This window comes from Kitasatospora sp. NPDC001225, from assembly GCF_053597855.1.
The window spans coordinates 1-9,764 of record NZ_JBSFJC010000204.1 but is presented as its reverse complement, the minus strand read 5'-3'; the positions used below and the strand labels follow the sequence as shown (position 1 = coordinate 9,764).

General features: G+C 74.6%; 7 protein-coding genes. 5 read left to right on the top strand and 2 right to left on the bottom strand.

Features of this window, described 5'->3' with window-relative positions; translation table 11 throughout:
- Positions 1-2,129, top strand: a 2,129-nt coding sequence (locus ACWDCZ_RS36875; protein ID WP_449818187.1) for a M28 family peptidase, incomplete at its 5' end; no start/stop codon positions are given.
- A 110-nt stretch (positions 2,130-2,239) separates the two neighbouring features.
- On the opposite strand, the gene ACWDCZ_RS36870 is transcribed toward ACWDCZ_RS36875, so the two are convergent.
- Positions 2,240-3,313 carry a hypothetical protein gene (locus ACWDCZ_RS36870; protein WP_387972793.1) on the bottom strand — a complete coding sequence of 358 codons (1,074 nt, stop codon included), beginning with the start codon at positions 3,311-3,313 and terminating at the stop codon, positions 2,240-2,242.
- A 602-nt stretch (positions 3,314-3,915) separates the two neighbouring features.
- Between ACWDCZ_RS36870 and ACWDCZ_RS36865 the strand changes: the two genes are divergently transcribed.
- A complete protein-coding gene (locus ACWDCZ_RS36865; protein WP_387972796.1) occupies positions 3,916-5,154 on the top strand; it encodes a cytochrome P450 in 1,239 nt (412 codons plus the stop codon).
- On the opposite strand, the gene ACWDCZ_RS36860 is transcribed toward ACWDCZ_RS36865, so the two are convergent.
- Complete coding sequence (locus ACWDCZ_RS36860; protein ID WP_375877556.1) at positions 5,111-5,650, bottom strand: MerR family transcriptional regulator; 540 nt, start codon at positions 5,648-5,650, stop codon at positions 5,111-5,113. The two genes, ACWDCZ_RS36865 and ACWDCZ_RS36860, sit on opposite strands and share 44 nt — an antisense overlap.
- A 141-nt stretch (positions 5,651-5,791) precedes the next feature.
- On the opposite strand from ACWDCZ_RS36860, the gene ACWDCZ_RS36855 reads away from it, so the two are divergent.
- The 3 genes from ACWDCZ_RS36855 to ACWDCZ_RS36845 all read left to right on the top strand — a co-directional run bounded on the left by ACWDCZ_RS36855 (position 5,792) and on the right by ACWDCZ_RS36845 (position 9,596).
- A complete protein-coding gene (locus ACWDCZ_RS36855) occupies positions 5,792-7,033 on the top strand; it encodes an MFS transporter (RefSeq protein ID WP_387972799.1) in 1,242 nt (413 codons plus the stop codon).
- A 75-nt stretch (positions 7,034-7,108) separates the two neighbouring features.
- Positions 7,109-7,615, top strand: a complete 507-nt coding sequence (locus tag ACWDCZ_RS36850; RefSeq protein WP_117486856.1) for a carboxymuconolactone decarboxylase family protein — start codon at positions 7,109-7,111, stop codon at positions 7,613-7,615.
- Positions 7,616-7,796: 181 nt separating this feature from the next.
- Positions 7,797-9,596: a penicillin-binding transpeptidase domain-containing protein gene (locus ACWDCZ_RS36845; RefSeq protein WP_387972802.1), complete on the top strand. Its 1,800-nt coding sequence runs from the start codon at positions 7,797-7,799 to the stop codon at positions 9,594-9,596.
- Positions 9,597-9,764: the final 168 nt, after the last annotated feature.

The window sequence follows — 9,764 nt, the reverse complement described above, 5'->3', positions numbered from 1 at the left end:
ACATCATGGGCGCGCTGACCGAGTCGTACGCCAACGAGCCCGCCCCGTACGACTCCCCGGACTACACCGTCGGCGAGATGATCAACCTGGTCGGCCAGGGGCCGATCCGCAACATGTACAACCCCTCGCTCGTCAACAACGACCCGAACTGCTACTCGGCGTCGATCCCGCAGACCGAGGAACACGCGGCGGCCGGCCCGCTGAACCACTGGTTCTACCTGCTGGCCGAGGGCTCCAACCCGGGCGGCGGCAAGCCCACCAGCCCCACCTGCAACAACTCCTCCGTCACCGGCATCGGCATCAAGGACGCCGGCCGGGTCTTCTACGGCGGCATGCTGCTCAAGACCAGCGGCATGACCTACAAGCGCTACCGCACCGCCACGCTGACCGCCGCCAAGAGCCTCGACGCCACCTGCGCCTTCTTCAACCGCACCAAGGCCGCCTGGGACGCCGTCAGCGTCCCCGCCCAGAGCGGCGACCCGACCTGCACGCCGTCCGGCAACAACGACTTCTCGCTGTCGCTCGGCCCGGCGTCCGGCTCCGTCCAGCCCGGCGCCTCGACCTCGTCGACGGTGAGCACCGCCGTCACCTCCGGCACCGCGCAGACCGTCGGCCTCACCGCCTCCGGCCTCCCGGCGGGCGTCACCGCGAGCTTCAACCCCTCGTCGGTGCAGGCCGGTTCCTCCTCCACCCTGACCCTGTCCGCCTCCGCGGCGGCCGTGGCCGGGACCTACCAGATCACCGTCACCGGCACCGCCGGCGCCACCACCCACACCGCCCAGTACGGCCTGACGGTCGGCGGCGGGGGCAACCCCGGCGGGCCCGCGCCCGACATCGACGTCGCCAAGGTCCAGGCCCACCTGTCCCAGCTGAACACCATCGCCAACCAGAACGGCGGCCACCGCCGGGCGGGCAGCGCCGGGCACAGCCAGTCGATCGCGTACATCAAGGCCAAGCTGCAGGCGGCCGGCTACAACGTCACCGAGCAGACCTGCACCTCCTGCAGCTACCAGTCCAACAACCTGATCGCCGACTGGCCCGGCGGCCCGTCCGACCAGGTCACCATGTTCGGCGCCCACCTGGACAGCGTCTCGGCCGGCCCCGGCATCAACGACAACGGCTCCGGCTCGGCCGTCCTGCTGGAGAACGCGCTCGTGCTCGCCCAGCAGAACCCCAGCCTGACCCGGCACGTCCGGTTCGGCTGGTGGACCGGTGAGGAGCAGGGCCTCCAGGGCTCGCAGTCCTACGTCGGCCAGCTGAGCTCCGCCCAGCGCTCCGCGATCAAGGCGTACTACAACTTCGACATGGTCGGCTCGCCCAACGCCGGCTACTTCATCAACAACATCAACTCCGCGGCGTCGGCCCCGATGAAGGCCTACTGGGACTCGCTGAACCTCAAGCCGGAGGAGAACGTCGAGGGCCAGGGCCGCTCGGACGACTACTCCTTCCAGCAGGCCGGCATCCCGACCTCGGGCTACGCGGCCGGCGCCGATGCCACCAAGACCTCGGCGCAGGCGGCCAAGTGGGGCGGCACAGCGGGCCGTTCCTACGACTCCTGCTACCACTCGTCCTGCGACACCACCAGCAACGTCGACGCGACGGTGCTGAACCGCAACGCCGACGGCGTGGCGTACACCATCTGGAAGACCTCGGTCGGCGGCACCGCGCCCGCCAACGACTTCTCCCTCTCGGTGAACCCGACCACCGCCACCGTCAAGCCCGGTGACACCACCACGGCGACGGTCGCCACCTCGACCACCTCCGGCTCGGCCCAGACGGTCAACCTGACCGCCTCGGGCGCCCCGGCCGGCGTGACCGTCTCCTTCAACCCGTCCTCGGTGCAGTCCGGCGGCTCGGCGACGCTCACCGTCGCCACCGCCGCCTCGACCGCCACCGGCACCTACACCATCACCCTGACCGGGACCGGCTCGGCCACCCACAGCACCAGCTTCTCCCTGGTGGTGGGCAACGACTCGCCGAACCCGGGTGGCACCTGGACGCCCGGCACCACCTACCAGGCGGGCGACGTGGTGACCTACAACGGGGTCAGCTACCGCTGCCTCCAGGGCCACACCGCCCAGGTCGGCTGGGAGCCGCCGATCGTCCCGGCGCTCTGGCAGGCCGTGTGACCGGGGCGCGCTGACGCCCGGTGAAGCCGCTGCGCCGCGGTCCGTCGAGGGGGACGGACCGCGGCGCAGCCGTGCGCGGAGCGGGGGTGCGCCGAGCCCGCGCGGCGGCCTCAGCCGGGATGGAAGGCGACCCGGACGGTGGCGTCGAAGGGGAGGATCAGCCCGTTGCCGGTCTCCCAGGTCCAGGTCCGCGGGACCAGGAACATCCGGCCGCCGGAGAGGGCCAGCAGCCGCAGCCCCTCGTAGCGGTAGCGGAAGCGCGCGCCCTGGTCCACGTCCGGCAGCGCCGTCTCCCGCACCCCGGGCCACCCCAGGTGGAGGCGTTCGGGGGTGTCCAGGACGACCGCCGGGCGCCGGTAGAGGTGGTGGGCGAGGTCCTCGGCGTCGGCCGTCCCCTTCTGCTGGGCGTAGTCGCCGACCGCCCAGTACGAGCAGAGCACGATGATCGCCACGCTGACGCCCAGCGCCTCCCGCTCCCCGGTCAGCGGGTACGGTGCGCCGGTGCCGCGCACGTACATCATCCGGGCCAGGACCGCGAGCAGCAGCGCGCCGCCGATCAGCAGCGGGGTGCCCAGCGGGCCGGCGTCGAACACCTCGAAGCCGGCCAGGAGGCCGAGCACCAGCAGCGGGACGACCAGTGCGGCGACCGCCCAACAGGCCCGGCGCACCGTCCGGGCGCCGGCCCCGCGCTTCCCGGCCGCCCTGGTCGCGAGGTGGTAGCCCAGCGCGCCGACCAGCGCCCCGCACAGGGCGACCCCGGCCGGGAGGTAGAGCGCGGGGGAACTGCGGATCAGCAGGTCCTGGGTGGCGAAGCCGATCGTGCCGGCGTCGATGCCGAAGAAGGCGTAGAGCGAACTGGTGTAGGCGTAGCCGAAGAAGAGGAGCAGCGCGGTGAGGAGGGTGGTCGGGGCGATCCAGGTGGCGAGCCTGGTGAGCCAGTCGGCCCAGGAGCGCGGCTGCGGCTGCCGCTGCCCGTCCGGGGGTTCCTCCTCGGCAGGTCTCAGGGGGTGCTCCCGGCGCCGCTGGACGGGCTCGACCCGTAACTCGGGGTCGCGCCGTTGCCGGTGGTCGCCCCGTCGTCGGGGCTGACGACGACCACCGAGCCCGCGGCCTCGATCCGCTTGGAGGAGTCGTCGGCCGTCACCGTGAGGCAGACGGTCCGGTCCTTGGTCCCGGGCTTCCACTGCGGGAGCCGGAAATCGACCAGCTCGGTCTTGCCGTCGGTCACTTGCACCTGCTGCGACGCGGGGGTGGCGTACGACGTGCTGCCGCACTCGGCGACCTTGCTGATCACGGCCGTGAAACTGGTCTTCGACGGGAAGGACAGGGTGATCCGGGCCCTGTTGTCGATGCCCTGGACGCTCGCCGAGGGCTCGCCCGCGGTCCGGAACCCGCCCTGGTCCCCCTCGTCCTTGGTCCGCTGGTCGTCCGGCAGGCCCGAGCCGCTGCTCTGGCCGTTCCGGGTGGCGCCGGCCGACCCGGATCCGCCACCGCCGCCGCACGCCGCGAGGACCGGGACGAGCAGGGCGGCCGCCAGCCACCGGCCCGCCGGGCTGGTCCCGCCGCTTCCGAAGTGCCGGGTCCCAGGCATGCGTTCTCCCATCCGCGCGGCGAGCAGGGACCGGTCGGCCCCGCCGCACCGTACCCGTGCGGGTACGGCCGGTCGGGCCGCCGCGCCGCCCCCGGCCGGGTCGGCCAGCCGTTCGGCGCAGCCGGACGGGCCGCTCGCTGGCATAGAGTCGGACCGCAACCGACGAACCGTCAGCAGAGCGGAAGGACACGACCTGTGAGCACCGAGACCCGTCCGGTACCGGAGCTGGCCGCGGAGGTCGTCGAGCGGTGGCGGGCCGAGGAGGCCGAGCTCGTCGACCTGCTGGCCCGGACCCAGCGCGGTGTCGGCGGCGTCGCCGCCTTCCGGCTCGGCCCGGCACCGACCGTCCTGGTCACCGACCCGGCCGCCGTGCAGCACGTCCTGGGCCACCACCCGGACCGGTACGTCAAGCGCTCGCACCGCGCCCGGATGCTGGTCGGGGACGGCGTGCTGTCCGCCACCGGCGACCCCTGGAAGCGCCAACGGCGGGTGCTGCAGGCGCAGTTCACCGGCACCGGGATGCGCCGCTACGAGCGGCGGATCGCCGAGGCGGCGCGCCGCACCGCCGAGCGCTGGGAGGGCTACCGGCGCAACGGGGAGGCCTTCGACGTCGGCGAGGAGATGCGCGGCTTCGCCCTGGACACCGTCTGGCGGGCGCTCACCGGGCTGCCACTGGACGACCGGACGGACCGCGAACTCCGGTCGGTGGAACGGGTGGTGGCCGCGATGCCGACTCTGCCCACCAACGCGGCGGACGCCCGGGACGCGGTCGCCGAGGACCTCGCCCGGATCGACGCGGTGGCACACGCGGCGATCGACGCGGCGCGCTCGGCCGGCCCGACCGAGGAGCCCGGCGTGCTCCGGGTGCTGCTCGACGCGGGCGAGCAGGACCCCGGGTACACCGACCGGTTGATCCGCGACGAGCTGGTCACCCTGCTCGTCGCCGGCCACGAGACCACGGCCACCACGCTCACCTGGCTCTTCCTGCTGCTCGACCGCCACCCCGAGGCCCGGACGGCCGATCCGCAGGCGCTGGTGAGCGAGACGCTGCGGCTCTACCCCTCCGCCTGGCTGCTCCCCCGGCACGCCGTCGAGGACGACGTCATCGCCGGGCACCGCATCGCCGCCGGGACGGACGTGCTGGTCTGCCCGTACCTCACCCACCGCGACCCGGCGCTCTGGCCGGACCCGGAACGCTTCGACCCCGCCCGCTTCGCCCACGGCGCGGACCGCCCCGGGCAGCTCGGCGCCTACTTCCCGTTCGGCCTCGGCGCCCGCGCCTGCCTGGGCACCCGGTTCGCGCTGCGCGAGACCACGGCGCTGCTGGAACTCCTGCTGCCGATGGGACCGTTGACGTTCCGCTCGCGGCCGACGGGGGCGGCGTACAGCATCACCGTACGGCCGGACGGGCCGACGCCGGCGGTGCTGGGCTGAGGCCTTCCTGCGGTGTGGCGCTGCCCGACCGCGGGTGCTCCGACCGCGGGCCGTCCGGCCGGGCGGGCAGGAAGCCGTCGGCGAGCTCCTCGCCGGCCAGGGCGGCGTCGACCCGGGCACTGATGTGGGCCCGGGTGGTCGGGCAGTCGAGCGGGCGGTCCCGACTGCACAGCAGCATGTGGGTGAGGACGGCCGCGGCGTGCTCCAGCCGGCGGGCGCGCTCGAGCATCCCGTCCCGCTGGGCGTGCAGCAGCGCCGTGCGGTCGGCCGCCCGCTCGCTGGCCAGGACGGCGGCGGTCCCGCTGACCGGGATCATCCCGTCCACGTGCCAGAGCTGGACCAGGGCGAGGCGCTCCAGCGACTCCCGGTCGTAGTAGCGGACCCGGCCGCGGCGGGCGGCGGGGGCGATCAGGCCGCACTCCTCGTAGTAGCGCAGGGCGGGCACCGAGAGGCCGAAGGCCGCCGAGACCTCGGTGATCGAGTGGAGCTCCGCCATCCGCCGCCGCCTCCTTCGGGGTTGCGCCCAGGCCGAGTTGGGCTCGGCCGGGTGCGCCGGGACCGGGTTGCGCTCAAGCGCGCTTGAGCGAGAACGCTTAGGCAAGCCTAACCTCCCATCGAAGCGAAGGGCTTGCTCCCCATGCCGCTCACCGACCCGACGGCCACCACCGCGTCGGCCACTGCGACCGCCACCGCACCCGCCCCCTCCCGCACCCCACGGGCCGCCGGGGCCCTGCTCGTCCTCGGTTTCGTCCTGCTCAGCCTCAACACCCGGGTCGCGTTCGGGCAGATCGGGCCGCTCGCGCCGGTCGCCGGCTGGGGCCCGGGCACCGTGACCCTGCTCGCCCTCCTGCCGCCGCTGTGCATGGGCCTGTTCGCCCCGCTCGGCGCCCTGGCCCGGCGGCGGCTCGGCGAGGAGCGCGGGCTGTTCTGGGCGAGCGTGCTGCTGCTGGCCGGGGCGGTGCTGCGGACGGCGGGCCTGCCCGGGCTGTACGCGGGCACGGTGCTGGTGGGCGTCGCGGTGGCGGTGGTGAACGTGCTGATCCCGGTGTTCGTCCGGGCCCGCTTCGCGCCCCGGCGGATCGGCACCATGACGGGCGTCTACGCGCTGTCCATGGGCGCCGGTTCGGCGGTCGTCGCCGCGCTGGTCGCGCCGGTCGCGGGCACCTGGTCCTGGCAGGCCGCGATCGCGATCGCCGTCGTCCCGGCGGCCCTGGCGGCGGCCGGCCTGGCGCCGCAGCTGCGGGTCGCGCGGACGCCGGCCGGGCCCGTCGCACCCGCGGGGCGCCGCCGGGTCGGGCGGACGGCGCTCGCCTGGAGCCTGACGGCCTTCTTCGGCGTCCAGACCCTGGTCTTCTACGCGACGCTGGCCTGGCTGCCCACCGTCCTGGTCGACGCGGGCCTGAGCCGGACCGCCGCCGGCACCGACCAGGCCGTGCTGATCCTCGGCCTCGCCGTCGGCGGCTTCCTCGCCCCGACCCTGGCCGCCGCCCGGAGCGACCAGCGGCCGCACATCCTGGGCGTGGCGGCCGTCTGCGTCCTCGGCCTGCTCGGCCTGGTGCTCGCCCCGGCCGGCGGGGCGCCGGTCTGGGCCGCCGTCCTCGGCATCGGCATGGGCGGCGGACAGGCGCTCGCCGCCGTCCTGTTCGCCCGTCGGGGCACCGACCCGGACCACGTCGCCGCGCTCTCCACCATGGCCCAGACCTGGGGCTACCTGCTCGCCGCCACCGGCCCCGCGCTCGCCTCCGCGCTCCACACCGCGAGCGGGTCCTGGGCGGCGCCGCTGCTCGCGATGGCCGGTCTGGTGGCCGTCGGCTGCGTCCTCGGGCTGCGGGCGGGCCGCGCTGTCACAAAGCCGCGCCGCGATCCGTCGGACCGGTGAGCGGGTGGCCGCACGGTCCAACCGGTCGAGCGGTCACCCGCTCATCCGCTCATCCGCGAGAAGAGGAACACCACGATGAACGCCCGTCCGATCACCGCCGAGGTCCCGCTGCGCCCGCGCATGGCCCAGGACCCGGTGCAGCTCGTCCCCGAGCTCGCCGAGGTCTCGGCCGCACTGTTCAAGGCCACCGGCAACCGGTCCGTCCCCCGCAGCACCATCAGCCTGGTCCAGCTGCGGGCCGGCCAGATCGCCGGCAGCACCTACCTGACCGTCCTGCACACCGGCTTCCTCCGCAGGGCCGGCGAGTCGGAGGAGCGGATCGCCTCGGTGGCCGGCTGGCCGGACTCCCCCTGGTTCACCGCCCCGGAGCGCGCCGCGCTCGCCCTGGTCGAGGCCGTCCTCCAGCCCAACCCGCACGGCGAGCGGGTGTCGGACGCGCTGTACGCCGAGGTCGCCGGGCACTACGACGACACGGCCCTGACCACGCTCATGCTCGCCATCGGCCAGGTCAACTTCTTCACCGCCATCGCCCTGGTCGCCAAGCCCGTGCCCGGCCGCTCCTTCACCGACCCCTGGGCCTGACCGGCCCCTACGGCCCGCCCGGCCGATCGCCGGGCGGGCCGTCCCGCTGTCGACCGATCACCCGTCCCGGCATAGGCTGGTCCGCGCCCGAACGGACCTTCGTCCGGTCATCGGGCCGGCGGGCCGACATGCCGGAGGGGGCGTGCCCGCCACCACGGAGGATCGCAGGGGGGACGGAAGCATGTTCGAGGAGCACAGGGACAACCGGCACGACGAGCACGCCGGGCACGCCGGGCACGAGCAGGACGGCCGACTCGCCGATGTCGAGATCGAGTACGACCAGTACGACGATCTGGACGACCTCGACGGGCATGACGGGCACGACGACGGGGCCCCGCGCAGCTCGACCACGCGCCGGGTCGTGATGGTCGCCGCCGGCGGGGTGTTCGCCGCCCTGCTGGCGGTCGGCGGCTACGGCGCCTACAACGTGCTGAACGCCGTGACGGACAACGGCCCGGCCGGTGGCGGCCACCAGGGCGCCGGCACCGTGGCGAAGGCCCCGCAGGAGCCGCCGACCGCCGAGCAGGCCGAGTCGACGGCCAAGGAGTTCCTGGCGGCCTGGAGCCGCGGCGACATCCCGGCCGCCGCCGGCCTGACGGACCGGCCGGAGACCGCCCGCGCCGCACTGGCCACGTTCCACGAGCAGGTGGGCGCCCGCTCGCTCGCCCTGACCGGGACGGGCCCCGCGAAGGCCGACGGCCCGAGCGAGCCGGCCCTCGGCTTCCGGGTGAAGGCGGAGTTCGAGGGCACCCCGGACGCCTGGGAGTACGACAGCGTGCTGAGCGTCGTCCGGTCCCAGGACGGGCGGCCCGTGGTGCGCTGGAAGCCGTCCGTGATCCACCCCCAGCTCACCCCGGGCCGGACCATCGGGGTGCAGGAGACGCCCAACCCGGTGTCCAAGCCCACCGACCGCAAGGGCCGACCGCTCGACACCTTCCCGTCGCTGCGCGCCGTCCTCCCCCAGATCGCCCCGCCGGACGGCGCGGCCGCCACCACCGGACGGGCCGTGGTGCTCTCGGGCGGCGGCGAGTCGGAGCCGCTGTTCGTGCTGACGCCGCCGAGCGCCCCGGTGGTCAAGCTGACCCTGGACGCCGACCTCCAGCAGGTGGCCGAGGACGCCGTCAAGCAGCAGGCGGCGAACGGCAATCCGGCCTCGCTGGTGGCCGTCCAGCCGAGCACCGGCCACATCCTGGCGATCGCCAACGCCCCGCAGGGCGGCTTCAACCGCGCGCTCGCGGGCGGCCAGGCACCCGGCTCGACGATGAAGGTGATCACCTCGGCCGCGCTGCTGGAGGCGGGCGTGCGCCCGGACACCGTGGTGCCGTGCAAGGAGACCACCTACTCCCCGCGCGCCTGGCACAACGACGAGAGCGGCGACTTCCCGTCCTACACGCTCGCGGACGACTTCGCCCGCTCCTGCAACACCGGCTTCATCGACAAGGGCCTGGAGAAGCTCCAGCCCGGCACCCTCGGCACGGTGGCCCGCGACCAGTTCGGCCTCGGCCTGGAGTGGCACATCGGCGTCCCGAGCCGGGACGCCACCATCCCGACGCCCGGGAACAAGGACGAGGCCGCGGCCGCGTACATCGGCCAGGGCCGAATCCAGGTCAACTCGCTGGTGATGGCCTCGGTCGCCGCCACCGTGCAGAACGGGACGTTCCGCCAGCCCGTGCTGCGCGAGGACGCCAAGCGCGTGACGGCGCCGAGCAGGCTCCCCGCCGACGTCGCCCGGGACCTGCGCGCCATGATGGCCAAGACCGCCACCCAGGGCACCGCCCGTACCCCGATGGCCGGCCTGTCCGGCCAGATCGGCGCCAAGACCGGCACCGTCGAGGCCGGCGGCCAGGCCACCAACAGCTGGTTCATCGCCTACCGCGGCGACCTCGCCGTCGCCGCCGAGGTCGAGGGCGGCGGGCACGGCTTCAGCGCGGCGGGCGTGGCCGCGGCCCAGGTGCTGAAGGCGGGCGGCGGAAAGGGCTGAGGCCCGGTCCGGCGCGCACCGCCCGCGCGCCGCGACCGCACCGCCCGCGCACCGCACCGCACCGCACCGCCCCGTACCGTCCCGCCGTCGGGTGCGGCGGGCGCCGGGCCGACACGCGGAGGGCTTCACGCGCACGTCACGGAAAGTCACGTGATCGCCGCTGATAGT